This is a genomic window from Rathayibacter rhapontici (genome assembly GCF_001995175.1).
In the GTDB taxonomy this organism is placed as follows: Bacteria; Actinomycetota; Actinomycetes; order Actinomycetales; family Microbacteriaceae; genus Rathayibacter.
Genome location: NZ_MUKN01000053.1, coordinates 1 through 26,129 on the forward strand (window position 1 = coordinate 1; position 26,129 = coordinate 26,129).

Below are 26,129 nucleotides of genomic sequence, written 5' to 3' on the forward strand. Positions count from 1 at the left end.
CGCACGGGGCGGTCGCCGCGGTCGGCCGAACGCGCGGGACGCTCGTCGCGGTCGTACGAGCGGGCGGGGCGCTCGCTGCTGCGCTCATCGGCGCGGGCGGCGCGCTCGTCGGCGTTCCAGCGCGCCTTCTTGGGCGCGTTCTCGTCGACGGGGCGGTAGCCGCGGTGCCCCTCGCTGCGCGCGCGGGCTTGGTCGCGGGGAAGCGCGAACGGCCTCCGAGCTGCGACTTGCCGCTGGACGCGCCGAAGCGGTTGGGCTCGAAGTTCTTGGCGGGGCGTCCGCCGGCGGGCTTCTTGTTCTTGGGCATGGCTGTGTCTTCCTGGGTTCGGTTCTGCGTGGGCTCGATGAGGAGCGGGCAGACGCACGCCGGAGGGCGCCCTCGTGGGGCGCATCCGAACGCAGCCTGCAGGAACCCGGGCGAGTCTTTGACCGGGGCCGATTCACACACATGTGATGTCTCTCACGACGACTGTCGGAGATCCGGCCCGCTTGACTAACAAACCCATCCGCGCGCAGAGCGCACGGTGTCAAGAGCCGACCACGAGAGTCTACACGCGGCCTCGCGGCCTGGCTAGGGCGGGGCGCACTCCCGCGCTAGGATGCGCCGCTGCGCCCGTGGCACCTCTCCCGCGTCAGGCCTCTCCCGCGCCGGGCCTACTCGTGCGTCACGCCTCCGCCGTCGCGCGCCGCGCCCGGTACGCCGCGACGTTCGCCCGGTTGCCGCAGTTCCCCGTGTCGCAGTACCGCTTGGAGCGGTTGCGCGAGAAGTCGACGAGCACCGCCTCGCAGTCCTCCGCCGCGCAGATCCGGATGCGGTCGCGCTCGTCCTCGCGCACCACTCGACGAAGGCCATCGCGGCCTCCACGACGATCCGCGTGGCGAGCGGGCTCTCGTCGCGCGTCGCGTGCAGGTGCCAGCCCCAGAGACCGTGCCGCACCAGCTGGGGCAGCGCCCGGCCCTCCTCGAGCATCCCGTTGACCAGGGCCACGAGATCCTCCTCGGCACTCGTCAGCCAGAGCGAGCGGAGGGAGGAGCGGACGGAGCGGACGGCGTCGAGCTCGGCCGTCGAGTGCTCGCGGCTGCCCGTGTAGCGGTTGATGCGGAGGAAGTCGTCGAGCTGCTCGAGGGATCCGAGCTCGTCCTCGCCCGTGTGCGAGAGCTCGGGCAGCGTGTTCACGAGGACGGCCGTCGAGGTGAGGGACGCCTCGACGTCATGAGCGAAAGGCATGTTGACTCCTGACAGGGCGAGCCGGTACCGTCTGGACGACCGGGTGCCGTCACGAGCATAACGAGTTTGACTCCTGAACCGGCCGGGCGAGACGAGGGACGCGCAGATGACCACCACAGCACCTCCGCGCCGGCTCGGCTCCGGCCTCGTCCTGACCCTCGCCGCCGCCGCCGCGTTCGGGCTGGGCGGACCGTTCGTGAAGCCGCTCCTCGAGGCGGGCTGGACCCCCTCGGCCGCCGTGCTCTGGCGCGCGGGAGGCGCGGCGCTCGTGCTCGCGATCCCCGCGGCCCTCTCCCTCCGCGGCAAGGGCCACGTGCTGCGGCGGAACCTCGGCACCATCGGTCTCTACGGAGTCTTCGCCGTGGTGGCCGCCCAGCTCTGCTTCTACAGCGCCATCGAGCACATGTCGGTCGGCATCGCCCTGCTGATCGAGTACCTGGCGCCCGTGTTCCTCGTCCTCTTCGCCTGGGCCCGCAACCGGAGGCACCCCGGCCGCTTCACCCTCGCCGGCTCGGTCGTCGCACTGGCCGGCCTCGTGCTGGTGCTGGACCTGTCGGGCGAGTCCACCCCCGAGCTGATCGGCATCGCGTGGGCGCTCACCGCGTCCCTCGGGCTCTGCGTCTACTACGTGATCGCCGGTCGCGTCGATCCGGAGCTGCCGCCGATCGCCCTGACCGCGGGAGCGATGACCGTCGGTGCCGCGATCCTGATCCTGCTCGGGGTGACCGGCGTCACTCCCCTGCGCGCGACCTTCGGCGACGTGGTGTTCCTCGGGAACGAGATCTCCTGGGCGGTGCCGGCCGCGGTGATCCTGGGCATGTCGACCGTCCTGGCCTATCTCCTCGGCATCCAGGGAGGCTCCCGCCTCGGCACGCGGATCGCCTCGTTCGTCGGGCTGACCGAGGTGCTCTTCTCGATCGTCGCCGCCTGGGCGCTCCTGGGAGAGCTGCCTGCGCCGATCCAGTTCGCGGGCGGCGCGCTGATCCTCACCGGAGTCGTGCTCGTGCGGCTGCAGGCGGAGGAGCCGGCACCGGCCGAGCCTGCGGCACAGGAGCCGCCGGTGCCGGTCGTGAGCAGCTGACGCGGCGCAGGCGGTTCCGGTTCGGAGCCGCGATGCGGCCCGGCCGGTTCCGGGTCGGGGCCGCTGATGCGGCGCGGCACCCCCTGATCGCGGGGGTCCTGTAGGCGGAGCGCCGTCGACCCCTTACGCTCGTCTCACCCATGCGCGAGACCTCCCGAACCCCGCGATCCTTCGCCCTGTCCGCCGCGACCCTCGCGCTGGCCGCCGCCGCCCTCGCGGGCTGCGCGAGCGCCGCTCCCGTGTCCGAGCCGATCGCCCAGGCGGCGGGCGCCGTGCCCTCGACGCAGTACTCCGACATCCCCGTCACCGCCGACCTCGTCTACGACAAGGCCACCGGCCAGGCCGTCGACGTCTGCTCGCCGGTCGACGCGGTCGACTCCGCTCCGCTGCCCGCCGTGCTGGTCGTGCACGGCGGCAGCTGGGCCCGCGGCGACAAGGCCGACGCGAACTGGCGGCCGCTGTGCCAGTGGCTCGCCTCCGAGGGCTTCGTCGCCGTCTCGGTGAACTACCGCCTCGCTCCCGCCGCGGTCTTCCCCGCGCAGATCGACGACGTCTCGGCCGCGCTCGACTGGCTCCTCGCGCCCGAGCAGACCGAGCGGCTGGGCATCGATCCGGAGCGGGTGGCCGCGTTCGGCGGATCGGCCGGCGGCAACCTCGCCTCACTGCTGGGCACCGACGACGACACGTCCTCCGAGCTCGCCGCGGTCGTCGACCTCAGCGGCCCCTCCGACCTGACCGCCGCGGGCCTCGCCGACGACGACCCGGTGGTGGGAGTCGCCGCCGCGGTCCGCACCTACCTCGACTGCCCCGACCTCGCCGAGTGCTCCGCGGCCGAGGAGGCGTCTCCGATCTCGCACGTCGACGGCAGCGAGCCCCCGTTCCTGATCGCCCACTCGGCCGACGAGCGCGTGTCGCTCTCGCAGTCCGCGTCCTTCGCGGCCGCCCTGAAGGAGGCCGGCGCACCGGTCGAGCTCCTCGTCGTCCCGGGCGCGCTGCACTCCATCGCCCTGCTCGACGACGGGCTGCGCTCGACGATCGTCGACTTCCTGCACGCGCACCTCGACGCTCCGGCCGTGCAGACCCTCTCCCTCGAGCCGGCGGGAGCGGCGGAGCCGACCTCGTGAGCGCCGCGGAGTCCGTGAGCGTCCGACTCGAGCGCACCGGCACCCCCGAGGTCGACGCGCTGCTCGCTCTCGCCGCGGAGCCGGGCGCCTCCCCACTCGACCGCGAGCACGCGCGCGTGTTCGTCGCGCGGGGAGGAGCGGACGGCGGCGCCCTCGGACTCGTCGCGCTGGCCCCCGGCCCCGACGACTTCGCCGAGCTCGTGCGCCTCGTCGTCCTGCCCGCGGCCCGCCGGCAGGGGGTCGCCCGCCGCCTGCTCCTCGCGGCCGAGTCGTGGGCGAGGGTCCAGCGGATCCGGACGCTCCGGTTCCGCGTCGACGCGGCGGATCCGGCGACCGCCGCCGGAGCCCGAGCGCTCGGCTTCACAGAGGTCGACAGCTTCGGAGCGCACGTCGGGGACGACTCCGGGACCTGCTTCGCGAAGGCGCTCTGAGCGGGTCACACCCCCAGGGCTCGTAGCCCCGCGGCCGTTCCCGCCGCGGCGATCACGACGACCACGAGCGGCGCCTTCAGGAGTGCCGCCCCGGCGCCGACCGCGACTCCCGCGGCCCGCGACACGGGAGCCGGCTCCGCCCCCTCCGTCAGCGCCGACACCAGCGCGACCGCGATCAGCAGGACGACGGTGCCGCGCTCGACGAGCCGCTCCGCCTCGTCGCCGAGCGGCATGCGGTCGCGCAGCAGCACTCCGCCCGCCCGCAGAGCGAAGCTGCCGACCGCGAGCACGACGATACCGAGCGTGACGGCGGCGGTGCTCACGAGCGGCCCCGTCCGACCGTGGCCGCGACGCCCGCGAGGGCGAGCACCGGAGCGAGTCCGAGCGGCACCACCGACACCGCCGCGAGCGCGACCGCCCCGCCGAGCAGTACCGCGGCAAGGGTCCCGGCGCCCCGGAGACCCGGCAGCGCGAGCGCGAGCAGGACGGCGGGGAACACCGCGTCCAGCCCCAGCACCGACGGATCCGCGATCACCGCGCCCAGGAGCGCCCCGACGAGGGCACCCAGCGGCCAGGCGACGAGGAGCACCGCGCCCGCCGCCCAGAACAGCGCACGGCGGCGCTCCGGAGTCCGACCCGAGAGCGCGAAGGCGACGGTCTCGTCGTTCGCGAGATGGGCGGCCAGGAATCGGCGACGGCCGGAGCGCACGATGCCGCCGGCTGCCATGCCGTAGGGCAGCGCCCGGGCATTGACCAGCAGGGCGGCGAGCGCGGCGGTCAGGGGCGCGCCCCCGGCGGCGACGACGCCCACGAAGAGGATCTCGGCGGAGGCGCCGAAGACCGAGACGGCGAGCAGGAGGATCTGCCAGAGCGGGAATCCGGCGCCCGTCGCCCCGAGCCCGTACGAGACGCCGATGACCGCGACCGACGCCCCGATCAGCCCGAGGGCGCGCCCGTCGGCGGCTCCGACCGTTCGGAGGATCGAACGCGAGGACGTCATAATGGCCATGCGGGTCAGTGTGCAGTCCCGCCGAGCGTTCGTCAAGTCGAACGCCTGACCGTTAGGACGAACATGGCCGACGCGCCCACCCCCCGCGACCTCGTCGCCGCCTCGCTCCGACGCGAGCGCGCCCGACTCGGGCTCAGCATCTCCGAGATCGCGCGCCGCGCGGGCATCGCCAAGTCGACGCTGTCTCAGCTCGAAGCGGGCGAGGGCAACCCCAACCTCGAGACCCTCTGGGCGCTCGGCGGAGCGCTCGGCGTGCCGTTCTCGCACCTCGTCGAGCCGCCGCGTCGCACGGTGCAGCTGATCCGGGCGGGCGAGGGCCCGCGGGTGGCGTCCGCGACCGCCGACTACGCCGCGACCCTCCTGAGCGCCTGCCCTCCCGGTGCGCGCCGCGACCTCTACGTTCTCGCCGCCGAGCCCGGCACGCCCCGCGACTCCGCCCCGCACGCCCGCGGAACGGTCGAGCACCTCGTGCTCACAGCCGGCCGCGCACTCGCCGGACCGTCCGACGCCCCGGTCGAGCTGGCCGTCGGCGACTGCCTGTCGTACCCGGGCGACGAGCCGCACGTGTTCGACGCGCTCGAGGCGGGGACGACGGCGGTGCTCGTCAGCGAGCACGTCTGAGCTCAGCACGTCCGAGCCCGGCACGTCCGAGCCCGGCACGTCCGAGCCCGGCACGTCCGAGCCCGGCACGTCCGAGCCCGGGAGCGCCGGGCCGGCGGACAGCGCCGAGTCAGTCGAACGAGCAGGCCGGATCCTCCGACAGCGCGCGCTCGATGCGCGCACGGTGCCCCTCGGACATCGGCGGCAGAGCGTCGAGCGCGAACCAGCCGACCTCGCTCGACTCCTCGTCCGCCACGTGCGCCTCCCCCGAGACGTAGCGGGCGCGGACGACGTGGTCGAGGTACTGCGCGCGGTCCCCGTTCGGGTAGGTCATCGGCGGCAGGGTGTGCACCCACACGAGGCGCTCGACCTCGATCTCGACGCCCGTCTCCTCCCGCGCCTCGCGCTGCGCAGTGCCGGCGACCGTCTCGCCCGGATCGATGACCCCCGTCACCGCGGTCCACGCGCCGGTGTCGGAGCGGCGCACGAGCAGCACCCGGCGCTCGGGCTCGAGCGTGTCGAGCCCGCCCCGCAGGATCACCGCGGTCACGCCGGTCAGCCAGAGCAGCTCCGTGCCGACCCGCTCGCGCAGGCTCAGGATGAAGTCCGGCGTCGCCATCAGCTCGCGAGGGCCCCGGCGTCGAACGGCTCGGGTCGGAAGTCGAACGCCACGACGCCCGCGGTGTCCAGCACCGGTCCGACGAACCCCTTGAACGCGTCGTGCGCCGGATCGAAGAGGCCCGGCCCGTCGACGGCCGGGCGGCCGAGGTAGTAGTTGAGGTCGCCCTCGGAGGAGAAGGTCAGCAGGAACGCACGGTCGAAGCCCTCGCCCGCACCCTCGGTGCTGAGCTGCGGCCCGGTCTCGATCGAGACGATGTACGGCTCCCCGTCGCGCACGCACTCGTCGGCGAGCGCGAGGAAACGCGCGGTCACGGCGTCGACCTCGGCGACCAGCGCCGTCGGGCGGAAGCGGAAGAGCACGATGTGGCGGAGGACACCCGGGCGGTAGCCGCGCGAGACGAAGGTCTCGGGGCTCACCTCGGCGAGCGCCGCGGCGGCCCGCTCGGGCCCGCTGCGCCACCGGGAGCCGATGGTCTGCGCCTCGTCCGGAGGAGTGGAGCTCTGATCGACCGTCATGCCGACGCCTTCCCGGCGCGGGCGGCACGCCGCCGCTCACGATACCCCTCGACCAGGTTGTAGATGACCGGCAGCACGACCAGCGTGAGCACGGTCGAGGACACGAGCCCGCCGATCACGACGATCGCCAGCGGCTGCGAGATGAACCCGCCGTGGCCGGTGATGCCGAGCGCCATCGGCAGCAGCGCGAAGATCGTCGCGAGGGCCGTCATCAGGATCGGGCGCAGGCGCCGCTCCGTGCCGTGCAGCAGCGCCTCGCGCACCGGCATGCCGCGCTCGCGGTACTGGTTCACGAGGTCGACCAGCACGATCGCGTTCGTGACCACGATGCCGATCAGCATCAGGACGCCGATCAGGGACGGGACGCCCAGCGGGACGCCCGTGACCACCTGGAGCAGGATCGCTCCCGTGGCCGCGAACGGCACCGAGACGAGCAGCAGGAGCGGCTGCAGCAGCGAGCGGAACGTCGCGACCATCACCACGTAGACGATGAGGATCGCCACGAGCAGCGCGATGCCCAGCTGCGAGAACGCGTCGGTCTGGTCGGCGGTCACTCCGCCGAGCTCGGCCGAGACGCCCGCGGGCAGATCGGTGCCGTCGATCGCGCTCTGCACGGCGACGTTCGCCGAGGCGAGGTCGTCGCCCTCGGGAGTGACGGTGATCGTGGCCGTGCGCTGGCCGCGCTCGGTGGTGATGCTCGCCGGGCCGTCCGTCTGCTCGACCGCGGCGAGGGTCGACAGGGCGACCGGGCCGGTGAGCGTCGGGATCTCGAGGGCCGAGAGCTCGTCGATCGTCGCGGGCGGCTGCGCATCGGCGAGGTACACCGAGAGCGTGCGGTCCTCGATCACGACGGTGCCCGCCTGGGAGGGCTGCAGCGCCTGGCTGACGATCGTGCCGACGGCGACCTCGCTGAGGCCCGCCTGCGCGGCGGCCGCCCGGTCGACCCGCACGGCGATGTAGGGCAGGGAGGAGGAGAGGTTCGACTCGGCCTGGCTGATCCCGTCGGTGCCGCGCAGCGCCTCGAGCAGCGCGTCGTTCGCGCTCTGCAGGTCGGACTGCGATGCCGTGGTCAGGTCGACCTCGATGTCCGAGGACGCGCCGAAGCCGGACGCGGCCGAGACGCTGATGTCCTCGGGGTCGGCGACCTCGCCCAGCGCGTCGCGGACCTCGGACTGCACGACCTCCTGGTCGGCCGACTCGTCGGTGGTGACGGAGTAGCTGATGCTGCTCCCGCCTCCGCCGCCGAACGCGCTCTGCAGCCCGCCGCCCGAGGACCCGATCGAGAGCTGCACGGTCTCGACGCCCTCGACGTCGAGGATCGCGGTGCTGGAGGCCTGCGCGGTGACGTCCTGCGCGTCCAGGCTCTGCCCGACCGGCACGGTCTGGGTCACCGTGAAGGTGTTCTGGCCGCTGGCCCCCAGGAAGTTGGTCTTCATCAGCGGGTAGAGCGCGCCGGTGCCGACCAGGACGAGCAGCGAGAGCAGCACCGTGACGACGGAGTGCTTGAGCGTCCACGCGATGACCGGACCGTAGACGCGCTGGAGCGCGGAGGCCGGACGCGGGGCGGCGTGGGCGGAGCGGTGGCCCTGCGCGGGCGCCTCCGAGACGGCCCGCTGAGCGGGCGCGGGCGCGACGGGGGTCTCCCCCGCCGTCTCCCCCGCCGCCGTGCGCTCCTCGTCGAGCGCCGCGCGCGCGGCCTCGCGGACGCCCGGACGCTTGGAGGGGCGCAGGAACCAGTAGGCGAGCACCGGGACGATCGTGAGCGCCACCACCAGCGAGGCGAGCAGCGCGATGGTCACGGTCAGGGCGAACGGACGGAAGAGCTCGCCGGTCGTGCCGCCGACGAACGAGATCGGCAGGAAGACCGCGACGGTCGTGATGGTCGAGGCCGTGATCGCTCCGGCGACCTCGCGGACGGCGCGCGCGATGGTGCCCGCGCGCTCCTCCCCCGCGTCGAGGTGCCGCTTGATGTTCTCGATCACGACGATGGAGTCGTCGACGACGCGGCCGATCGCGATGGTCAGCGCGCCGAGGGTCAGGATGTTGAGGGTGTAGCCGGCGGTCTGCAGGCCGATGAAGGTGATCAGGACCGACGTCGGGATCGAGATGGCGGTCACCAGCGTCGAGCGCACCGAGAGCAGGAACACCAGGATCACGAGCACCGCGAAGACGAGGCCCAGCGCCCCCTCCTGCGCGAGCGCCGCGATCGACTCCTGGATGTAGGGGGCCTGGTCGAAGACCGAGGTGAAGGTCGCGCCGTCGCCGAGCGAGGCCTCGAGGTCGGGCAGCAGCGCCGTGACGCCGGTCGACACGTCGACCGTGTTCGCGGCCGGCAGCTTCGTGATCGAGAGGGTGAGCGCGGGCTGGCCGTTGACGCGCGAGATCGAGGTGACGGGCGCCTCCGTCACGGCGACCGCGGCCACGGAGCCGACGGTCGGCAGCGCGGCGGCGGGAGCGGCGGGGAAGGCCCCCGCGGACGCGCCCGCGGAGGACGGCAGCAGCGGCAGCGCCGCGATGTCGTCGGTCGAGCCGAGCTTCTGACCGGACTGCACCGAGAAGGTCGATCCGTCCTGGGTGATCTCACCGCCCGCGACGAGTACGCCGTTCTGCTGCAGCGCGGTGCGGATGTCGTTCGCCGTCACTCCGGCGGCGGCGAGCTGCGCGTCGTCGGGAGTGATCGTCACGCGCTGCGCGGTCTCGCCGACGAGGGCGACCTCGCGGACGCCGTCGACCTCCTCGAGGTCGGGGATCACGCTCTCGCGCAGGTCGCTCGCGAGCGCGTCGGCGTCCCCGTCGCTCGAGACGGCGAGCTGGAGGACCGGCAGATCGTCGAAGGAGCCGGTGACGACCTGCGGATCGACGCCCTCCGGCAGCGTGCTGCGGATGCGGTTGATCGCCTGCAGGATCTTCTGCTCGGCGGTGGCGAGGTCGGTGCCGTAGGTGAACGACGCCGAGATCAGCGACGAGTTCGTCGAGGACGTCGCGCTGGTCGTCTCGAGCCCCGGCACGCCCTGGATCGCGGTCTCGATCGGCGTCGACACGTCGTCGTTGACCACCTCCGGAGCCGCGCCCGGGTAGCTGGACACGACCGCCAGCTGCGGGAACGAGATCGACGGCGCCAGCTCCTGCTTCAAGCCGGTGAGCGCGACGCCTCCGAACACGGCGACGACGACGGTGACGAGGGCGATGAGCGCCCGGTTCTTCATGCTGAGGACCGCGAGGAGATGCACCTCACGAGTCTTTCATCAGCCGACTGAGTACTCGTCGATCCTCAGGATGATGCGGGTGTGCTCCCAGCGACCCGGAGCGGCGGTCACACGACGTCCGCGAGGTACCCCGTCTCGGCCACGGGGTGCCGGGCGACCTGCGCCCACGCCGCGGCGAGCGCCTCGACCGCGCGGTCCGTCGTCTCGGGCGAATAGCCGATCGGGATGCGGAGGAAGCGCTCGAACGCGCCGTCGATCCCGAAGCGGGGGCCGGCGGTGATCAGCAGGCCGAAGGTGCGGGCGGCGAGCGCCAGCTGCGAGCTCGCCGGACGGCCCAGGCCCACCCAGGTCGACAGTCCGCCCGAGACGCGCGGGACGCTCCACTCCGGGATCGCGCGGGCGAGCGCCGCCTCGAGGTGGTCGCGGCCGGCGCGCAGCTGCTCGCGGCGCAGCTCGAAGACGCCCTCCATCCGCCCGAGCATGTCCGTGACGAGCAGCTGCTCGAGGATCGGGCTGCCGAGGTCGCCGGCGGAGCGGGCCGCCACGAGCTTGCGGATCGTGCCGCGGTCGGCGCGGATCCAGCCGATGCGGATCCCGCCCCACAGCGTCTTGCCGACGGACCCGATCGAGATGACCGTCCCCTCCGGCCCGTACGCCGCGAACGGGAGCGGCGACATCCGCCGGTCGATGTCGAGCTCGGCGGTGGTCTCGTCGGCGATGATCACCGTGCCCTGGCGCGCGGCGGCGGCGATGGCGCGCTCGCGCAGCTCCGGAGCCATGGAGCGGCCGGTCGGATTGTGGAAGTCGGGCATCAGGTACGCCAGCGTCGGGCTGGTGCCGCGGAGTGCGGCGATCAGGCCCTCGTCGTCCCAGCCGTCCGCGCCGTCGACGTTGACCGGCACGAGCCGGGCGCGGCGAGACGGAGCGCCTCGTAGGCGTGCGGATAGGTCGGCGCCTCGATCAGGGCGCGGTCGCCGCGCGAGAGGAGGGTGCGCGCGACCAGGGCGATCGCGTGCTGGGCGCCGATGGTCACCATGATCTGGCCGGGCTCGGTGCGCAGCCCTCGCTTCGTGTAGCGCTCGGCGATCGCCCGGCGCAGCATCGGCAGGCCGACGGTGTCGTAGGAGCCGTCGTCGAAGTGCTCGGGGACGAGCCGCGCCGCGCGGGCGTACGCCTCGCCCAGCTCGGGCACGGCGGGGAGAGCGGCCTTGGTGAAGTGAGGAAATCCGGCGCCAGGGTCGGCACAGCGTGCACCGCGGCGCCCGGGAGGCGCGTCACGCTGCCGGAGCCGCGCACGCTCACGAGGTAGCCGCTCTCGCGCAGCTCGCGGTAGGCGGCCGCGACGGTGGTGCGGCTCACGCCCAGGCGCGCCGAGAGCTCGCGCTCGGCGGGCAGCCGGCTGTCGGCCGGGATGCGGCCGTCGATCACGAGCAGGCGGATGCGGTCGGCGAGGGCCAGGTACGCGGGGCGGGTGCCGCGCTGCTCCCGCCAGTCGCCGAGGAGGGTCTGCAGGGCGCGCACGCCGAAGTGGACATCAGCCATGCGTCCAAGGTAGTCGGATTGGACCGCGCGCGGAAGGCCAATCCTGCGCTGTGATGTTTCCCGTGACCGCTTCGCCCGCCTCCCGCTCCCTCACCGCCCCGGCACCCCTCGACGCTCCCGTCCCGCTCGGGCAGTGGCGGATCCGAGCCGTTCCCCGGCTGATGGCCGGGCTCGTCCTCTACGGCGTCGCCGACGCAATGATGATCCGCGCAGCGCTCGGAGTGGATCCGTGGACCGTCTTCGCGCAGGGCCTCTCGCTCCGCACCGGACTGGGAATCGGACTGCTCACGAACATCATCGGCCTGCTCGTCCTGCTGCTGTGGATCCCCCTCCGGCAGCGGCCGGGGCTGGGCACCGTGCTGAACGTGCTGACGGTGGGGCCCGCGATCGAGCTCGGGATGTGGCTGATCCCGACTCCCGCGACCCTGTGGGGGCAGATCGTGCTCTTCTCGGCGGGCCTCCTGCTGCTCGCGGTCGCGAGCGGCGTCTACATCGGGGCGCACCTCGGACCCGGCCCCCGCGACGGGCTGATGACGGGGCTGCACCGCCGCACCGGTCTGCCGATCTGGGTCGGCCGCTCCGGAGTCGAGGCCGCCGTGCTGCTGATCGGCTGGGCGCTGGGCGGGAACGTCGGCGTCGGCACCCTCGCGTTTGCGGTGCTCATCGGCCCGCTGTGCACGGTGACGCTGCCGCTGCTGGGAGTGGGCCGGCGCGCGCACTGATCGGACAGCCTGCGCCGCGGCACCCCTCGCTGATCGAGCAGCTCCCGCAGCGGGCGTATCGAGATCCACGACCGCCGGACCAGCCGCTCGCCGGATCCCGCCCGGCACGCGCAGAACCGCCCCGCTCGAGGAACCCAGGGGGTCGGTTCCTCGAACGGGGCGGTCGTCGTGGGGGCGGGAGCGGCGCCTAGCGCTTGCCGGCGAGCTCCGCGCGGTCGGCGGCGCTGATCGACGCGATGCCCTCGGTGATCGAGGTGCCCGACGCGGCCGGGGCGTCGTGGTCGTCGGCGCCGAGCGAGGCCTCGTCGAAGGGGACGCGGCCGGCGAGGACCTCGCGGACCTGGGTCGTGTCGACCTGCTTGGTCCAGGTGCCGACGAGGAGGGTGGCGACCGCGTTGCCGGTGAAGTTGGTGACCGCGCGGGCCTCCGACATGAACCGGTCGATGCCGACGATGACGCCGACGCCGTCGACCAGGTCGGGGCGGAAGGACTGCAGTCCGCCGGCGAGGGTGGCGAGGCCTGCGCCGGTGACGCCCGCCGCTCCCTTCGAGGCGATCATCATGAAGAGGAGGAGGCCGATCTGCTCCGAGATGGTCATGGGCGAGCCGGTGGCCGAGGCGATGAACAGCGACGCCATGGTCAGGTAGATCGCGGTGCCGTCGAGGTTGAAGGAGTAGCCGGTCGGGACGGTGATGCCGACGACGGGCTTGGAGACGCCCAGGTGCTCCATCTTGGCGATCAGGCGGGGCAGAGCGGCCTCGGAGGAGGAGGTGCCGACGATCAGGAGGTACTCGCGGCCGAGGTACTTCATCAGCGAGAAGATGTTGACGCCGGTGACGATGCGCAGCAGCAGGCCCAGGATGACGACCACGAAGATCGCGCAGGTGACGTAGAAGCCGATCATCAGGGTGGCGAGGGCGACGACCGCGCCCCAGCCGGTCTTGCCGACGACCGCGGCGATCGCGCCGAAGGCGCCGATGGGGGCGACCCAGAGGACCATCGAGAGGATGCGGAAGACGAGGACCTGGAGCTGCTTGATCGCTCCGAGGATCGGCTGGCCCTTGGCGCCCATCTTCTGCAGCGCGAAGCCGACGAGGAGGGCGACGAAGAGGGTCTGCAGGATGCTGCCGTCGACGAGCGACGAGAACAGCGACACGGGGATGATGCCGAGGATGAACTCCGAGGTGGTCTCGGCCTTCAGATCGGTCGTGTCGTAGGTGGCGCCCGAGATGTCGAGGCCCTCGCCCGGGTGGAGGATGTTGCCGACGACCAGGCCGATGGCCAGCGCGAAGGTCGACATGACGATGAAGTAGCCCAGGGCCAGTCCGCCGACCTTGCCGACCGTGGCGGCCTTGGCGATCGAGCCGATGCCGATCACGATCGTGCAGAAGATGATCGGCGCGATCATCATCTTGATCAGGCCCACGAAGGCCTTGCCGACGGGCTCGAGCGTCGCGGCGAACGCGGGGGCCACGAGGCCGACGATCACGCCGGCGACGACCGCGATGATGACCGCGATGTAGAGCCAGTGGTTGCGGTCGATCCGCTTGCGGGTCTTCGCGGGGGTGACCGCGGGACTGAGCCGGTCGCTGCCGGACCGGTCGGAGGGGCGTCCGGGCGTCTTCGCCATGAGCGTGTCCTGTCTCTTCGTCGAGGGGAGGGTGTTCGCGGGTGCCGGTGCGACTGTCCGTCGTGCCGGTGAGGTGCGGGGCCGGAGCGGTGAGCGCTCCGGAACGTTCCGATGGTGGCCCCGCCGACGTCCCGGGGCGCGGTTGCGTTCATACTGTTCACGCGGAACGGCCCGCTCCGCCCGCCGCGAGAGGTGACGAGGAGGTCGCGATGCCCCGAGTGCGCGCCCCACGTGTGCGCCGCGACCGCGGACCGCGCGGCAGCATCGCCGCGCGGCTCTTCGCGGTGCAGCTGCTGTGCATCCTCCTGATCGCCGCCGCCGCGGTCGCCGTGCTCGCCGTCGACGCCCGCGGGCGCGCCGGGGACGAGGCCGCCTCGCGCAGCCTCGTCGTCGCGCGCACGGTCGCCGACAACCCGTTCGTCATCGAGTCGACGCAGGAGGCGGACCCGTCGCGCCGGCTGCAGCCGTACGCCGAGGCGATCATGGCCGACACCGGGGTCAACTTCCTCACGATCATGAACCCCGACCGCACCCGGTACACGCACCGCGACCGCGAGCGGATCGGTCAGGCCTTCATCGGGACCATCGCCCCGGCGCTCGAGGGGCGCACGTTCACCGAGACCTACACGGGCACGCTCGGGCCGTCGGTGCGCGCGGTCGCCCCGATCCTCGACGGGAGCGGCGAGATCGTCGCGCTGGTCTCGGCCGGAGTCACGCTGCAGGCGGTCGACGCCTCCTTCGCGCCCGGGTGCAGGTCGTCGCGTGGGGCGCGCTCGGCGCCGTCCTGCTCGGCGGGCTCGGCTCCTGGCTCCTCGCCCGCTACCTGCGACGGGTGACGGGCGGGCGCGGACCGGAGCAGATGAGCCAGGTGTTCGCCTACTACGAGTCGGTGCTGCACTCGGTCCGCGAGGGCCTGCTGCTGGTGGACGACCGCGGGCGCCTCGTGCTCGCGAACGACCACGCGCTCGAGCTGCTCGGGCTCGAGGGCGTCCGGACTCCGGTGCCGATCGCCGACCTCGACATCCCCGAGGCGCTGCGCGAGCTGCTCCGCTCGGACGAGCCCGTCACCGACCGGCTGGTCGTGGCCCGCGAGCGGATCCTCGTGGTCACGGAGCAGCCGGCCGCCTCTCCGGGAGCGCGGCCGCTGGGCACGGTGACGACGCTGCGCGACCGCACCGAGCTGCAGCGGATGACCGGCGAGCTGGAGTCGATGCGCACCCTCTCGGACGCCCTGCGCTCGCAGACCCACGAGTTCTCGAACCGGCTGCACACCATCGCCTCGCTGATCGAGCTGGGCCGGCCCGAGCAGGCGCTGTCGTTCGCGGCCGGCGAGCTGACGCTCAGCCAGCGGCTCGCCGACCGGCTGATCACCTCGGTCCAGGAGCCCGTGATCGCCGCGCTCCTGCTGGGCAAGACGGCGCAGGCCCGCGAGCGCGGTGTCGAGCTGCACCTCGAGACGCACCTGGAGCCGGGAACGCAGGGCTTCGAGCCCGGCGATCTGGTGACGCTGCTGGGCAACCTGATCGACAACGCGCTCGACGCGGCCGCGGCTCCCGACGGTGCCGACGAGCCGTGGGTCGAGGTCTACCTCGGCCACGCGGAGGGCGCGGGCGGCGAGCAGGAGCTGGTGATCCAGGTGTCCGACAGCGGCCCTGGAGTGGAGGAGACGGCCGACGTGTTCGCGCGCGGCTACTCGACGAAGGAGCAGGACGCGTTCGGCCGCGGCATCGGACTCGCGCTGGTGCAGCAGGTGGTGCAGCGCCTCGGCGGCACGATCGAGGTGTCGCGGCACGTCGGCGCGGTGTTCACGGTGCAGCTGCCGCTGCCGGCGCGCGCCGGTCTGCCCGCGGAGGCGACGCGATGACCCCGATCCGCGTGCTCGTCGTCGAGGACGAGCCGCTCACCGCGAGCGCCCACGCCGACTACGTCCGCCGCGTCGACGGCTTCGAGGTGGCGGCCGTCGCCGGCACCGGGGCCGAGGCGATCCGCGCGCTGCGGGCCGACTCCGGCATCGCGCTGATCCTGCTCGACATGAACCTGCCGGACATGGGCGGGCTCGACCTCTGCCGCGCCGTCCGAGCGGCCGGGCTCGACGTCGACGTGATCGCGATCACGGCGGTGCGCGACGCGGCGGTGGTGCGCGCCTCCGTCGCCGCGGGCATCGTGCAGTACCTGATCAAGCCGTTCGTCTTCAGCACGTTCGCCGCGAAGCTCGCGAGCTACCGCTCCTACCGCGAGCGGATGCACGGCTCGGCCGTCGCGAGCCAGCACGAGGTCGACGGGGCGTTCGCGGCGCTGCGGACCTCGAACGCGCCGGGCCTGGCCAAGGGCCTCTCGGCCCAGACGCTCGAGTCCGTCACCGCGCTGCTGGGCGAGGTCGGCCTGTCGGCGGCCGAGCTCGCGACCCGCCTCGACATCTCGCGGGTCACGGCTCGGCGCTACCTCGAGCACCTGGCCGACACCGGAGTCGCGGAGCGCGCACCGCGCTACGGCTCGCCCGGGCGGCCGGAGCTGGAGTACCGGCGGCGCTAGACGGCGTGCTCGCGGAGCGCCTCGCGATCTCCTCCTCGATGAGGTCGTGGTTGATCGCGGCGCCCACCCGCAGGCCGTCGGCGGCGGCCGCCATCACCTGCGCCATCGGCTCGACGAGGGAGCCGGCGGCGAAGACGCGGTCGACGCCGGTGCGTCCCACCGGGTCGGCCGAGAGGTGCCGCGCCACGCCGGAGGGGTGGTCGACGAGCTCGAGGCCGAGGCCCGCAGGCAGGCGACCGGAGACGTCGGGAGCGACGACGACGGCGTCGAGCGGCACGAGGCGTCCGTCGACCACGGCGCCGACGAGACGGTCGTCCTCGACGCGGAGCTCCTCGACCGCGCCGGCGACGAGGTCGATGCCGCGGGCGGCGAGACGGAGCGCCTCCTCCCCCGCGGGCGCCTCGTGGCCGTTCAGCAGGATCGAGACGTGCGGGCTCAGCTGGCGGAACATCTGCGCCTGGTGCGGCGCGAATCCCCCGCCGAGCACGGCGATCCTCCGCCCGCGCACCTCGAAGCCGTGGCAGTACGGGCAGTGCAGCACGTCGCGGCCCCAGCGCGGCGCGAGGCCGGGGATGGCCGGGAGCCGGTCGGCGACTCCGGTCGCGAGCAGCAGCCGCCGGGCGTGCAGCACGGTGCCGTCGGCGAGGGTCGCCGAGACGGCGCCGCCGGTGCTGGACGCGCTGACGACCTCGCCGGTCGTGATCCGGGCGCCGTAGCCCTCGGCCTCGAGGCGGGCCAGGCGGACGAGCTCGGTCGGCGCGGTGCCGTCGCGGGTGAGGACGTTGTGCGCGCCGGGCGACGGTGCGTTGCGCGGAGGGCCGCCGTCGACGACGAGGACGTCGCGGAGGCTGCGGCCGAGGGCGGTGGCGGCGGCGAGGCCGGCGAAGGAGGCGCCGAGGATCAGGACGTCGGCGGGGGCGGGGGTGCGTGTCATGGATCGAGAGTGCGCCGCCCCGGCACCGGTGTCGCGGAACCGTGCTGTTCCGGCACGACGGCACCGGCCCTCTGCCACTATCGGAGCATGGCCGACGACTCCCGACCCTCCGACGACGAGGTGCTGGCCGCCGTCGGACCGCGACTGCGCCGCCTGCGGCTGCGCCGCGACCGCACCCTCGCCTCGCTCTCGGCCGAGACCGGGATCTCGGCGAGCACCCTCTCGCGGCTCGAGAGCGGGGGCCGGCGCGCGACGCTCGAGCTGCTGCTGCCGATCGCCCGCGCGCTCGGCGCTCCGCTGGACGAGCTGGTCGGAGCGGCGCCCGAGGATCCGCGCGTGCACGGGCGGCCGATGCGGCGCTACGGCGTGCTCATCCAGCCGCTCACCCGCGACTCGGGCGCCTGCAGGCGTTCAAGCACACGATCCCGGGCGGACCGCTCGCGCCGCCCGTCGACGACCTCGAGCAGCGCACCCACGAGGGCTTCGAGTGGCTCTACGTGCTCAGCGGACGGCTGCGGCTGCGCCTGGGCGAGCACGACCTGGTGCTGCCCGCCGGCGAGGCGGCCGAGTTCGACACCCGGGTGCCGCACTGGTTCGGCCGGGCCGACGAGAAGCCGGTCGAGTTCCTGTCGCTGTTCGGGCGCCAGGGCGAGCGGATGCACGTGCGCGCCTCCACCCGGCGCTGACGACCCGGCGCCGTCGGTCCTCGCGTGCGCTCACTGCGTCGCGAGCACCTCGCGGACGAAGCCGGCGGACTTCGTACGCAGCGTCCGGATCCGCTCGGCCTTCGCCTGCTCGACGTCGAAGCCGACGTACGCGATCGGGGGCCGCGCCCGCACGTTCGCCGAGCACTGGAAGTCGGCGCAGACGAGCGTGCCGAGCGAGTCCCCCGAGCGCCCGGCGGCGCCGGCCTTGCGCGCACCGAAGAAGACGACGTCGTTGGGCAGGCGCGTGTCGCGGCACCACGAGCACTGCGCGCGGGAGCGGGGCAGCGCGTCGGCCTGCCGGAGCAGCACCCCGACGGCCCGGCCGTCGAGCGGCACCACCGCGTAGGCGCGGCGGCCGATCTTCTTGTCGCGCCAGCCGAGGAGGTCGATCGAGTCCCAGTCGAGGGAGTCGAAGCCCACCGGCAGCGAGAGGTCGGCGACCTCCTTGCGGGAGGCGTTCACGAAGGAGGCGCGCACCGCGTCCTCGGTCAGAGGGAGCATCCGAGCACCCTAACCCGAGGGGTGGGTGGGGCGAGAGCCTAACCCAGGTGCGCGACCGCCTCCGACGGCGCCTGCGCGAGGAACTCCTCCTTCTTCACCTGGATCATCGCGACGGCGACGACCGCCGCGATCACGAGCCCGACCGCCGCGGTGACGAAGACGGCGGAGTAGCCGTCGACGAGAGCCGCGGGCGAGGGCTCGGCGCCCACGGCACCGGCGTAGATCGTGGTGAAGATCGAGAGCCCGATCGAGCCGCCGATCTGCATCGACGCGTTCGCCGCCGCGCCGGCGGCACCGGCGTCGTGCGCGGCGACTCCGCTGAGGGCGAGGTTCTGCACGGGGACGAAGATCAGGCCATGCCGAGGCCGAGCACGATCAGCGCGGGCAGGACCTGCACGACGTAGGCGCCGTCGGCCGTGATGCGGCTGAGGTAGAGGAGCCCGACGGCGGCGATGACCGGCCCCGCGATCATCAGCGGACGCGGTCCGACGACGGGGAGCAGACGCGTCGCGACACCGGCGACGACCATGATCGTCAGCGTCATCGGGAGGCTGGCGAGCCCCGCCTCGAGCGGCGGGAGGCCGAGGACGATCTGCAGGTGCAGGGTGAGGTAGAGCGTGGAGCCGATCATCACGCTGCCGACGATGGCCTGGATGAGGAACGCGCCGCCGCGGACCCGGTCCGACACGATGCGCAGCGGCAGCGAGGGGTGGTCGGAGCGCGCCTGGATGCGGACGAAGAGCGCGAGGAGCAGGACGCCGACGACCAGGAAGCCGATCGTGTCGACGCGGAGCCAGCCCTGCTCGGCGAGGGTGAAGCCGTAGACGACCGCGCAGAGTCCGAGCGCGACGACGACGGTGCCGGCGATGTCGAAGCGGTTGCGGCCCTCGGCACGGCTCTCGGTGACGAGCAGCGCTCCGGCGACCACTCCGACGACGACGAAGGGCACGTTGACCAGCAGGCACCAGCGCCAGTCGGCGAACTCGGTGAGCAGGCCGCCCAGCACGAGGCCGACGGCGGCGCCCGCGCCGGCCACCGCGCCGAAGACGGCGAAGGCCGTGCTGCGCTCGCGTCCGCTCGGGAAGGTGACCGTGAGCAGGGCGAGCGCGGCGGGGGCGAGCAGAGCGGCGAACGCGCCCTGCAGCCCGCGGGCGGCGATCAGCTCGGTGCCGGAGGAGGCCAGGCCGCCCCACGCGGACGCGGCGCCGAAGCCGATCATGCCGATCAGGTAGGTGCGCTTGCGCCCGGTGTAGTCGGCGATGCGGCCGCCGAGCAGCAGCAGGGCGCCGAAGGCGAGGGCGTAGGCGGTGACGACCCACTGGCGCTCGACGTCCGAGAGGCCGAGGTCGCGCTGCGCCTCGGGGAGCGCGATGTTCACGATCGTGCCGTCGAGCACGACGACGAGCTGCGTGAGCGCGAGGATCACGAGGACCCACCAGCGGCGGGACGGGGAGTGGCTGGTCACGGAGGCCTTTCGAGGAGGGTGGGAGCGGGACCGGCGGGTCCTGATCCGCACCGCGTCGTCGGGGCCGAACCAGCCCAACCGGTTGGTTGGGCACGGACGAGTGTAACGTTCGTGCGGCCGGAGGTGCGAGGGTGAGCGAGACGACGACGGCGGGCTCCGAGCCCGCGCGCGAGCGGATCCTGCGCGCCGCGACCGCCGAGTTCGCGGCCCACGGCTTCGCCGGAGCGCGGATCGACCGCATCGCCGCCGCGGCGGGCCTGAACAAGGAGCGCCTCTACGCCTACTACGGCGGCAAGCGCGGCCTGTTCGTCTCCTCCGTGGTCGGAGCCCTGCAGGAGCTCGACGCCCTGCTGCTCGAGCGGGCCGTCGATCTGCCGGACCTCGCCGAGCGGATGTTCGACCACGTCTGGGACCACCCGGAGTTCCTCCGCCTGCTCACCTGGGCGCGGCTCGAGGGCCCCGGCTTCTGGGAGGAGGCGAGCGAGCGGCTCGGCACCGTCCCCGCCCCCGAGATCCGGGTGCGCGAGTGGCAGGCGGCGGGAGCGGTGGATCCGGCCTGGGCGCCGGACGACGTGTTCATCGCCCTGCTCGGCCTCTGCGAGATCTGGCACCTGACGCCGTTCGCGGACCGCTCGGGCGGGGACGCGGTGCGCGCGCGGCGCCGGGCGTTCGTGGTGCACGTCGCGGCGCTGGTCGCGGGGCCGCCGCCCGGCGCCGACGCGGTCAGTCCGCGGTCGTGAGCCGCTCGAGGTAGCCGGCGAACGCGAGCAGGTCCTCCTCGGGCCACGTGCGCAGGGCCCGGTGCATCCGCTGGCGCTGCTCGCCGCCGAGGTGCGCCATGCGCTCACGACCCAGGGCCGTCAACGCGAGGAAGCGCGCGCGCCCGTCGTCGGGGTCCACGGTCATCTCGACCATGTCCAGCTCGGCGAGCTGGCGCACCTGCCGGCTGATGGCGCTCCGGTCGACGCCCAGCCGCTCGGCGGCGACGCTCGCGTGGATCGGACCGCAGCGCTCCAGCATCCGCAGCAGCCGCAGGCCGAACGGAGGGAGCGACGGGTCGATCGCGGCCGCCGCGTCGCGCACGGCGATGCGGACCTGCACGGCGAGCGCCGTGATCTGCTCCTCGACCTCGGCGAGTGCGCGCGGGGACGCCGCACCGGGAACGGATCCCGGCGCGGCGTCGAGGACTCCCGAGGGAGTCATCAGCGGCGCTCGACCACGTCGATCGAGCCGGTCGGCCGCGCCTGGCCCACGGGACGCAGTCCCGCCTGGCCGTCGGCCGTCGCGATGAGCGCGTCCTCCGCGTCCTCGACCACGCGGGTCGAGCCGGTGGCGGGGGCGCCGGGCTCCGACTTCAGCTGGATCGCGTTCTTGGTGCCGAGATCGACGTTCGGGAGCAGGATCACGGCGATCAGGGTGATGATCGCGAGCGGGATGCTGAAGAGGAACACGTCGCCGACGCCGATGCCGTAGGCGCTCTCGACGACGATGCGGAGCGGCTCCGGCAGCGTCGCGACCTGCGGGATCGTTCCGCTGCCCAGCGTCTGGGCGGCGAGCGCCTGATCCGCGGGCTCGAGGCCGGCCACGCCGGTGCCGATGCGGTCGGCGATCACGGTGCCGAGGATCGATCCCAGGACCGAGACGCCGATCGTGCCGCCGAGGCTGCGGAAGAACGTGACCGCGCTGGTCGCGACTCCGAGGTTCTTCACCTCGATCGAGTTCTGCACGACGAGGACGAGGTTCTGCATCAGCATGCCCAGGCCGGCGCCGAGGACGGCCATGTAGATCCCGACGAGCACGAGGTTCGTGTCGTAGCGCAGCGTGCTCAGGAGGTAGGTGCCGATGACCGCGAGCACGCCGCCCGAGACCATGATCGCCTTCCACTTCCCGGTGCGCGAGATGATGCCGCCGAAGATCGTCGAGGCGATCAGCAGGCCCGCCATCATCGGGATGGTGAGCAGACCCGACTGCGTCGGCGTCGCTCCGCGCGAGAGCTGCATGTACTGCGCGAGGAACACCGCGGTGCCGAACATCGAGACGCCGACCGAGACGCTCGCGACGACCGCGAGGCTGAAGGTGCGGTTCTTGAACATCCCCATCGGGATGATCGGCTCGTCGACCGTGAGCTCGACGATCACCGCGGCCACCAGCAGCACCACGGCACCGCCGACCATGAGCGCGGTCTCCCACGAGGCCCACTCGAAGTTCTTGCCGGCGAGCGAGACCCAGATCAGCAGGAGCGAGACGCCCGCGGCGATGAGGACCGCGCCGAAGTAGTCGATCTTCACGGTGCGCTTGGGGTGCGCGGGGAGGCGGAGTGTCACCTGCAGCAGCACGATCGCGACGATGGCGACGGGCAGCGCGATGAAGAAGTTCCAGCGCCAGCCGAACGCGTCGGTGACGACGCCGCCCAGGAGGGGCCCGCCGACGGTGCCCACGGCCATCACGCCGCCGAAGAGGCCTGCGTACTTGCCGCGCTCCCGCGGGCTGATGATGTCGGCCATGATGATCTGGCTCAGCGCGGCGAGGCCGCCGGCGCCCAGGCCCTGGAAGACGCGGAACACGATCAGCATGTTCGTGTCCTGCGAGAAGCCGGCTGCCGCGGATCCGAGGACGAAGACCGCGAGGGCGAGCTGGATCAGCAGCTTGCGGTTGAAGAGATCGGCGAACTTGCCCCAGAGCGGGGTCGAGACGGTGGTCGCCAGGAGGGTCGCGGTGACGACCCAGGTGTAGGCGTTCTGGTCGCCCTTCAGGTCCGAGATGATCAGCGGCAGCGAGGTCGAGACGACCGTGCCGGCGAGGATCGAGACGAACATGCCCAGCAGCAGGCCGCTGAGCGACTCCAGCACCTGACGATGCGACATGGCCCCGTCGGGGCCTGCGGGGGTGTGGCGGTCCGGGGCGGAGGCCTCCGGAACGGTGCGCTGTGCGCGGGACATACGGCTCCTCGAGTGTGATCTGCGGTTCTAGTTGACCGGGGTCAACTATTGACCAAGTGCAACTATATAGCCGAGCGCGGGTTTTAGCCAGAGGGGTCGAGGAAACGCTCGGAGGGGTCCGTCATCGAGACGGATGCGGTGAGGGTGGCCGCTCAGCGCGGCGAGCGCACGGAGTTCCGCCGGCGCACGAGCACCACGGTCACGACGACCGCCGCGACGAGCACCGCGAGCACGACCACTCCCACGGGCGAGCCGGCCACCGCGCCGATCACGGCCCAGAGCACGGCGAAGCCGACCGTGGCGTAGATCAGCGCCCAGGCGGCGCAACCCGGGATCATCGCGAGGAGGTAGACGATCCAGCGCATCCGCGCCGCACCGGCCGCGGCGTTGACCACCGTCTGGAAGCCGACCGTCAGGAAGCTCAGGGTGACGGCGGGCGCCCCGTAGCGGGCGAGCACCGCGGCGGCCCGTCGCATCGCCGAGGACTCGAGCCACCGGCCCCACCGGCGGGAGGCGACTCCCGCCGCGATCGCCCGCGCGAGCCAGTAGGTGGCCTGCGCGCGGAGGAAGACGACGGCGAACAGGGCCGCCAGCAGCTCCACGAACCCCAGCTCGTCGAGGAGAGCGGGCACGGGGCCTCCTTCTGCTCGAACCGGGTGCGCAGGCAAGGCTACCCTTGGCTGGAGCGGCCGTCCCGTCCTCCCGCCCTAGGCTCGACGCATGGACAACATCGACCGGAAGATCCTCGATCTGCTCCGCCAGAACGCCCGGGCGGGGTACGGCGACATCGGAGGGGTGGTCGGGCTGTCCGCCTCCGCCGTGAAGCGCCGCGTCGACCGCCTCGTGGCCGACGGCGTGATCCGCGGCTTCACCATCAAGGTCGATCCCGCGGTCGACGGCATGGCGACGGAGGCGTACGTCGAGCTGTTCTGCCGCGGCACCGTCGCCCCCGACGAGCTGCGCCGGATCCTCTCCGCGGTGCCCGAGGTCGTCGATGCCGGCACCGTCACCGGATCCGCGGACGCCATCGTGCACATCCGCTCGCGCGACATCCCGAGCCTCGAGCTCGCCCTCGAGAAGGTGCGGATCGCGCCGAACGTCGACCACACGCGCTCGGCGATCGTGCTCTCGCGCCTGATCCAGCGCGGCGAGGCGTAGGGGGGCTCGAGCCGTCGGGCTCCGTGCGAGCGGCCGGAGTCAGTGCGAGCGGCCCGCGACCGCGTCGGCCAGGCTCGCCAGGGGCGAGGTCGTCGCCCTCCCCCGGGCCTCGGCGCCGTCGGCCAGCCCGTAGGCCGTGTAGAGCGTCGTCACCGCGAGCCAGCGCAGCGGCTCCGGCTCCCACCGCCGGACGCGGTGGTCGACCCACGGCAGCTCGGTGAGCGCGGTGCGCTCGCCGAGCACCAGGTCCCGGAGGGTCCTCCCGGCGAGGTTGGTCGCCGTCACCCCCGTGCCGACGAAGCCGCCCGCCCGGCCGAGCCCGGTGGCGCGGTCGAGGCCCACGGTCGCGTGCCAGTCGCGCGGCACTCCGAGCACGCCCGACCAGACGTGGTCGATCCCCACTCCGCGCAGCACCGGGAAGAAGCGCTCGAGGATCCCGCGCAGCTTCGGGAGCGTGCGCGGATCGGTCGCCCCGTCGACGTCGATCCGGGAGCCGTAGCGGTACGGCACTCCCCTGCCGCCGATGGCGATGCGGTCGTCGGCCGTGCGCTGGGCGTACATGTAGGCGTGCGCGGAGTCGCCCAGCGTCTCGCGTCCCGCCCAGCCGAGCTCGTCCCACACCGCGGCGGGCAGCGGCTCGGTCGCGACGAGCGAGGAGTTCATCGGCAGCCACTCCCGGCGGTGACCGGCGAGCTCGGCGGTGAAGCCCTCGGTGGCGCGCAGCACGATGTCGGCACGGACGGTCCCGCGCGCCGTGACGGCGGCTCCGGGGCGGATCTCGTCGACCCGGGTGTCCTCGTGGATCACGACTCCGAGCGCCTCGACGGTGCGCGCGAGTCCGGCCGCGAGCTTCGCCGGGTGGATCCTGGCGCAGTGCGGGTGCCACATGCCGGCCGAGGTGCCGCTCACGGCGATCCGCGCCGACGCCTCCGCCGCGTCGAGCAGCTCGACGTCGGTGTGGGCGCGGGCGCGGGCCGCCGCGACCGTCGCATCGAGGCGGCGCTTCTGCGCCGGACCGCGGGCGACCTGGTACTCACCGCCCTTGACGATGTCGGCGTCGATGCCCTCGGCCGCTGCGACCCGGATCACCTCGTCCACCGTCTCGTTCACGGCGAGCTGGAACCGGTCGACCGCGTCCCGGCCGTGACTGCGGGCGTAGGAGGAGACGCCTCCGGTGATCTCGTTCGTCAGCCAGCCGCCGTTGCGGCCCGACGCCCCGAACCCGGCGAAGCGCTGCTCGAGCACCGCGATCCGCAGATCCGGGGCGGCCTTCTTGAGGTAGTAGGCCGTCCAGAGGCCCGTGTAGCCGGCGCCCACGATGCACACGTCGACGTCCAGCGGCCCCGGGAGCGCGGGCCGCGGCTCCGGTCGCCCCAGCGAGGACCACCAGAACGACACGTCGCCGTTGACCGGCTCCCGGGACGGCATCGGGTCAGTAGGCCATGCCGGGGAAGGCGGCCATGGCCTCCGAGAAGAGCGCACCGGTCCACACGATGACGATGAGGAACGTCACCGCGACGACGCCGAGGAAGATCCAGAGCGGCAGGAGGCCGCCGCCAGTGACGCGCTTGACGACGACGCTGCGGCCGATGACGTACACGTACGGCGCGGCGAGGAACGCCCACGCCCAGTGGAACGGGCGCTGGATGCCGGCGCGCTTCAGCTGCCTCCAGTCGAGGAACGCGAAGACGACCTCGGCCGCGTAGATGAGGAAGCCGACGACCTGCACCGCGCCGAGGCCGAGGAGGTAGGCGGTGGACACGCCCATCGACGACGTCGTGCCGTAGGCCGAGTTCACCGCTGACTCGACGACGAGGCTCGGCGGGAGCAGCAGCACCGACAGGGCCGAGAGCAACGGCAGCAGGACGACGACCCAGATCCACGGCGTGGCGCTGACGATGCTCGTGTCGCGCGGCTGCTGCGCGGGGCGCGACGGTGCGGAGGCGTAGGGCTGGGCGGGGTTCTGCGCGGCGTAGGGGTTCTGCTGGGCGTAGGGGTTCTGCGGCGCGTACGGGTTCTGCGCCACGGGCTGCTGCGCCGACGGGTCCTGCGACGCGGGAGCCTGCTGGCCGTACCGGGGCTGCTCCCCCGGAGCCTGCTGGCCGTACCGCGGCTGCTCCCCCGGAGCCTGCTGGCCGTACCCGCCGGTGGGGGCGATCGGGCCCGGAGCCGCGGGCCCCGTG

General features: G+C 73.2%; 27 protein-coding genes and 4 pseudogenes. 11 read left to right on the forward strand and 20 right to left on the reverse strand.

Annotated features, from left to right (window positions below; translation table 11 throughout):
- Window positions 1-307: pseudogene (locus tag B0T42_RS19665) on the reverse strand (hypothetical protein); the annotation flags it as partial.
- A gap of 358 nt (window positions 308-665) precedes the next feature.
- Window positions 666-1,228, reverse strand: a pseudogene (locus tag B0T42_RS14970) (CGNR zinc finger domain-containing protein).
- Between the two features lie 106 nt (window positions 1,229-1,334).
- Between B0T42_RS14970 and B0T42_RS14975 the strand changes: the two are divergent.
- The 3 genes from B0T42_RS14975 to B0T42_RS14985 all read left to right on the forward strand — a co-directional run bounded on the left by B0T42_RS14975 (window position 1,335) and on the right by B0T42_RS14985 (window position 3,864).
- Entirely contained in the window at window positions 1,335-2,309 is a 975-nt protein-coding gene (locus tag B0T42_RS14975) for an EamA family transporter (protein ID WP_077223825.1), read from the forward strand.
- Window positions 2,310-2,449: 140 nt separating this feature from the next.
- Entirely contained in the window at window positions 2,450-3,433 is a 984-nt protein-coding gene (locus tag B0T42_RS14980; protein WP_077223826.1) for an alpha/beta hydrolase, read from the forward strand.
- A 14-nt stretch (window positions 3,434-3,447) separates the two neighbouring features.
- Entirely contained in the window at window positions 3,448-3,864 is a 417-nt protein-coding gene (locus B0T42_RS14985) for a GNAT family N-acetyltransferase (protein ID WP_158078148.1), read from the forward strand.
- Window positions 3,865-3,869: 5 nt separating this feature from the next.
- On the opposite strand, the gene B0T42_RS14990 is transcribed toward B0T42_RS14985, so the two are convergent.
- Both B0T42_RS14990 and B0T42_RS14995 read right to left on the reverse strand, forming a co-directional pair.
- Complete coding sequence (locus B0T42_RS14990; RefSeq protein WP_077223828.1) at window positions 3,870-4,187, reverse strand: AzlD domain-containing protein; 318 nt, start codon at window positions 4,185-4,187, stop codon at window positions 3,870-3,872.
- Entirely contained in the window at window positions 4,184-4,873 is a 690-nt protein-coding gene (locus B0T42_RS14995) for an AzlC family ABC transporter permease (RefSeq protein WP_236720322.1), read from the reverse strand. Before B0T42_RS14995 ends, B0T42_RS14990 begins: the two co-directional genes overlap by 4 nt.
- 63 nt (window positions 4,874-4,936) lie before the next feature.
- Here B0T42_RS14995 and B0T42_RS15000 point away from each other — a divergent pair, with 63 nt between their 5' ends.
- Window positions 4,937-5,494 carry a helix-turn-helix domain-containing protein gene (locus B0T42_RS15000; RefSeq protein ID WP_077223830.1) on the forward strand — a complete coding sequence of 186 codons (558 nt, stop codon included), beginning with the start codon at window positions 4,937-4,939 and terminating at the stop codon, window positions 5,492-5,494.
- A 109-nt stretch (window positions 5,495-5,603) separates the two neighbouring features.
- Here the strand turns inward: B0T42_RS15000 and B0T42_RS15005 are convergent, their stop codons facing one another.
- The 6 genes and pseudogenes from B0T42_RS15005 to B0T42_RS22050 form a co-directional block, all read right to left on the reverse strand.
- Window positions 5,604-6,092 carry an NUDIX hydrolase gene (locus B0T42_RS15005; RefSeq protein WP_077223831.1) on the reverse strand — a complete coding sequence of 163 codons (489 nt, stop codon included), beginning with the start codon at window positions 6,090-6,092 and terminating at the stop codon, window positions 5,604-5,606.
- A complete protein-coding gene (locus tag B0T42_RS15010) occupies window positions 6,092-6,610 on the reverse strand; it encodes a Dabb family protein (protein WP_077223832.1) in 519 nt (172 codons plus the stop codon). The genes B0T42_RS15005 and B0T42_RS15010 overlap by 1 nt, the downstream gene beginning before the upstream one ends.
- Window positions 6,607-9,840, reverse strand: coding sequence for an efflux RND transporter permease subunit (locus B0T42_RS15015; RefSeq protein ID WP_094742775.1), 3,234 nt, complete (start codon window positions 9,838-9,840; stop codon window positions 6,607-6,609). Before B0T42_RS15015 ends, B0T42_RS15010 begins: the two co-directional genes overlap by 4 nt.
- An 83-nt stretch (window positions 9,841-9,923) precedes the next feature.
- Entirely contained in the window at window positions 9,924-10,718 is a 795-nt protein-coding gene (locus B0T42_RS15020) for an aminotransferase class I/II-fold pyridoxal phosphate-dependent enzyme (RefSeq protein ID WP_269087530.1), read from the reverse strand.
- Window positions 10,670-11,008, reverse strand: coding sequence for an aminotransferase class I/II-fold pyridoxal phosphate-dependent enzyme (locus B0T42_RS22045; protein ID WP_269087531.1), 339 nt, complete (start codon window positions 11,006-11,008; stop codon window positions 10,670-10,672). Before B0T42_RS22045 ends, B0T42_RS15020 begins: the two co-directional genes overlap by 49 nt.
- Before the next feature lie 146 nt (window positions 11,009-11,154).
- Window positions 11,155-11,358: pseudogene (locus tag B0T42_RS22050) on the reverse strand (GntR family transcriptional regulator); the annotation flags it as partial.
- 62 nt (window positions 11,359-11,420) lie between these two features.
- Between B0T42_RS22050 and yczE the strand changes: the two are divergent.
- A complete protein-coding gene (yczE, locus tag B0T42_RS15025) occupies window positions 11,421-12,080 on the forward strand; it encodes a membrane protein YczE (protein ID WP_446737384.1) in 660 nt (219 codons plus the stop codon).
- A 187-nt stretch (window positions 12,081-12,267) separates the two neighbouring features.
- Here yczE and B0T42_RS15030 read toward each other — a convergent pair whose 3' ends face one another.
- Window positions 12,268-13,710, reverse strand: a complete 1,443-nt coding sequence (locus tag B0T42_RS15030) for a cation:dicarboxylate symporter family transporter (protein ID WP_077223833.1) — start codon at window positions 13,708-13,710, stop codon at window positions 12,268-12,270.
- A 209-nt stretch (window positions 13,711-13,919) separates the two neighbouring features.
- Here B0T42_RS15030 and B0T42_RS22395 point away from each other — a divergent pair, with 209 nt between their 5' ends.
- Genes B0T42_RS22395 through B0T42_RS15040 form a run of 3 tightly spaced genes read left to right on the forward strand, consistent with a single transcriptional unit; the run spans window position 13,920 to window position 16,242 of the window.
- The gene (locus B0T42_RS22395; protein ID WP_342418259.1) at window positions 13,920-14,546 is read left to right on the forward strand and encodes a sensor histidine kinase; all 627 of its coding nucleotides are present in this window, start codon (window positions 13,920-13,922) and stop codon (window positions 14,544-14,546) included.
- Window positions 14,459-15,574, forward strand: coding sequence for a sensor histidine kinase (locus tag B0T42_RS15035; RefSeq protein WP_342418260.1), 1,116 nt, complete (start codon window positions 14,459-14,461; stop codon window positions 15,572-15,574). Before B0T42_RS22395 ends, B0T42_RS15035 begins: the two co-directional genes overlap by 88 nt.
- Entirely contained in the window at window positions 15,571-16,242 is a 672-nt protein-coding gene (locus B0T42_RS15040; RefSeq protein ID WP_077223834.1) for a response regulator, read from the forward strand. Before B0T42_RS15035 ends, B0T42_RS15040 begins: the two co-directional genes overlap by 4 nt.
- On the opposite strand, the gene B0T42_RS15045 is transcribed toward B0T42_RS15040, so the two are convergent.
- The gene (locus B0T42_RS15045; protein ID WP_077223835.1) at window positions 16,136-17,176 is read right to left on the reverse strand and encodes an NAD(P)/FAD-dependent oxidoreductase; all 1,041 of its coding nucleotides are present in this window, start codon (window positions 17,174-17,176) and stop codon (window positions 16,136-16,138) included. The genes B0T42_RS15040 and B0T42_RS15045 overlap by 107 nt on opposite strands.
- 87 nt (window positions 17,177-17,263) lie before the next feature.
- Here B0T42_RS15045 and B0T42_RS15050 point away from each other — a divergent pair.
- Window positions 17,264-17,862 (forward strand): annotated as a pseudogene (locus B0T42_RS15050) (helix-turn-helix domain-containing protein).
- Window positions 17,863-17,892: 30 nt separating this feature from the next.
- Here the strand turns inward: B0T42_RS15050 and B0T42_RS15055 are convergent.
- The 3 genes from B0T42_RS15055 to B0T42_RS15060 are packed head-to-tail and all read right to left on the reverse strand — an operon-like array spanning window position 17,893 to window position 19,849.
- Complete coding sequence (locus B0T42_RS15055; RefSeq protein WP_077223836.1) at window positions 17,893-18,384, reverse strand: FBP domain-containing protein; 492 nt, start codon at window positions 18,382-18,384, stop codon at window positions 17,893-17,895.
- A 38-nt stretch (window positions 18,385-18,422) separates the two neighbouring features.
- Window positions 18,423-18,722: a hypothetical protein gene (locus B0T42_RS21525; RefSeq protein ID WP_236720324.1), complete on the reverse strand. Its 300-nt coding sequence runs from the start codon at window positions 18,720-18,722 to the stop codon at window positions 18,423-18,425.
- 11 nt (window positions 18,723-18,733) lie between these two features.
- Entirely contained in the window at window positions 18,734-19,849 is a 1,116-nt protein-coding gene (locus tag B0T42_RS15060; RefSeq protein WP_236720325.1) for an MFS transporter, read from the reverse strand.
- Window positions 19,850-19,980: 131 nt separating this feature from the next.
- On the opposite strand from B0T42_RS15060, the gene B0T42_RS15065 reads away from it, so the two are divergent.
- Window positions 19,981-20,589, forward strand: a complete 609-nt coding sequence (locus tag B0T42_RS15065; RefSeq protein WP_158078149.1) for a TetR family transcriptional regulator — start codon at window positions 19,981-19,983, stop codon at window positions 20,587-20,589.
- On the opposite strand, the gene B0T42_RS15070 is transcribed toward B0T42_RS15065, so the two are convergent.
- From B0T42_RS15070 to B0T42_RS15080, 3 genes are all read right to left on the reverse strand, one after another.
- A complete protein-coding gene (locus B0T42_RS15070; RefSeq protein WP_077223838.1) occupies window positions 20,573-21,052 on the reverse strand; it encodes a MarR family winged helix-turn-helix transcriptional regulator in 480 nt (159 codons plus the stop codon). The two genes, B0T42_RS15065 and B0T42_RS15070, sit on opposite strands and share 17 nt — an antisense overlap.
- On the reverse strand, window positions 21,052-22,713 hold the full coding sequence (locus B0T42_RS15075) for an MDR family MFS transporter (protein ID WP_077223839.1): 1,662 nt from the start codon (window positions 22,711-22,713) through the stop codon (window positions 21,052-21,054). Before B0T42_RS15075 ends, B0T42_RS15070 begins: the two co-directional genes overlap by 1 nt.
- Before the next feature lie 227 nt (window positions 22,714-22,940).
- Complete coding sequence (locus tag B0T42_RS15080) at window positions 22,941-23,420, reverse strand: DedA family protein (RefSeq protein ID WP_077223840.1); 480 nt, start codon at window positions 23,418-23,420, stop codon at window positions 22,941-22,943.
- Between the two features lie 88 nt (window positions 23,421-23,508).
- On the opposite strand from B0T42_RS15080, the gene B0T42_RS15085 reads away from it, so the two are divergent.
- A complete protein-coding gene (locus B0T42_RS15085; protein ID WP_055786568.1) occupies window positions 23,509-23,946 on the forward strand; it encodes an Lrp/AsnC family transcriptional regulator in 438 nt (145 codons plus the stop codon).
- 39 nt (window positions 23,947-23,985) lie between these two features.
- Here the strand turns inward: B0T42_RS15085 and B0T42_RS15090 are convergent, their stop codons facing one another.
- The gene (locus B0T42_RS15090; RefSeq protein WP_077223841.1) at window positions 23,986-25,374 is read right to left on the reverse strand and encodes an NAD(P)/FAD-dependent oxidoreductase; all 1,389 of its coding nucleotides are present in this window, start codon (window positions 25,372-25,374) and stop codon (window positions 23,986-23,988) included.
- 4 nt (window positions 25,375-25,378) lie between these two features.
- The coding region (locus B0T42_RS15095; protein WP_077223843.1) for a hypothetical protein at window positions 25,379-26,129 on the reverse strand (751 nt) is incomplete at its 5' end.

Coding starts and splice junctions, on each gene's coding strand:
- B0T42_RS15040 (WP_077223834.1), top strand. CDS start 15,571: ATGACCCCGATCCGCGTGCTCGTCGTCGAGGACGAGCCGCTCACCGCG.
- B0T42_RS15075 (WP_077223839.1), bottom strand. CDS start 22,713: ATGTCGCATCGTCAGGTGCTGGAGTCGCTCAGCGGCCTGCTGCTGGGC.
- B0T42_RS15030 (WP_077223833.1), bottom strand. CDS start 13,710: ATGGCGAAGACGCCCGGACGCCCCTCCGACCGGTCCGGCAGCGACCGG.
- B0T42_RS15010 (WP_077223832.1), bottom strand. CDS start 6,610: ATGACGGTCGATCAGAGCTCCACTCCTCCGGACGAGGCGCAGACCATC.
- B0T42_RS15070 (WP_077223838.1), bottom strand. CDS start 21,052: ATGACTCCCTCGGGAGTCCTCGACGCCGCGCCGGGATCCGTTCCCGGT.
- B0T42_RS15055 (WP_077223836.1), bottom strand. CDS start 18,384: ATGCTCCCTCTGACCGAGGACGCGGTGCGCGCCTCCTTCGTGAACGCC.
- B0T42_RS15090 (WP_077223841.1), bottom strand. CDS start 25,374: ATGCCGTCCCGGGAGCCGGTCAACGGCGACGTGTCGTTCTGGTGGTCC.
- B0T42_RS15005 (WP_077223831.1), bottom strand. CDS start 6,092: ATGGCGACGCCGGACTTCATCCTGAGCCTGCGCGAGCGGGTCGGCACG.
- B0T42_RS14975 (WP_077223825.1), top strand. CDS start 1,335: ATGACCACCACAGCACCTCCGCGCCGGCTCGGCTCCGGCCTCGTCCTG.
- B0T42_RS14995 (WP_236720322.1), bottom strand. CDS start 4,873: ATGGCCATTATGACGTCCTCGCGTTCGATCCTCCGAACGGTCGGAGCC.
- B0T42_RS15045 (WP_077223835.1), bottom strand. CDS start 17,176: ATGACACGCACCCCCGCCCCCGCCGACGTCCTGATCCTCGGCGCCTCC.
- B0T42_RS22395 (WP_342418259.1), top strand. CDS start 13,920: ATGCCCCGAGTGCGCGCCCCACGTGTGCGCCGCGACCGCGGACCGCGC.
- B0T42_RS15000 (WP_077223830.1), top strand. CDS start 4,937: ATGGCCGACGCGCCCACCCCCCGCGACCTCGTCGCCGCCTCGCTCCGA.
- B0T42_RS15085 (WP_055786568.1), top strand. CDS start 23,509: ATGGACAACATCGACCGGAAGATCCTCGATCTGCTCCGCCAGAACGCC.
- B0T42_RS14980 (WP_077223826.1), top strand. CDS start 2,450: ATGCGCGAGACCTCCCGAACCCCGCGATCCTTCGCCCTGTCCGCCGCG.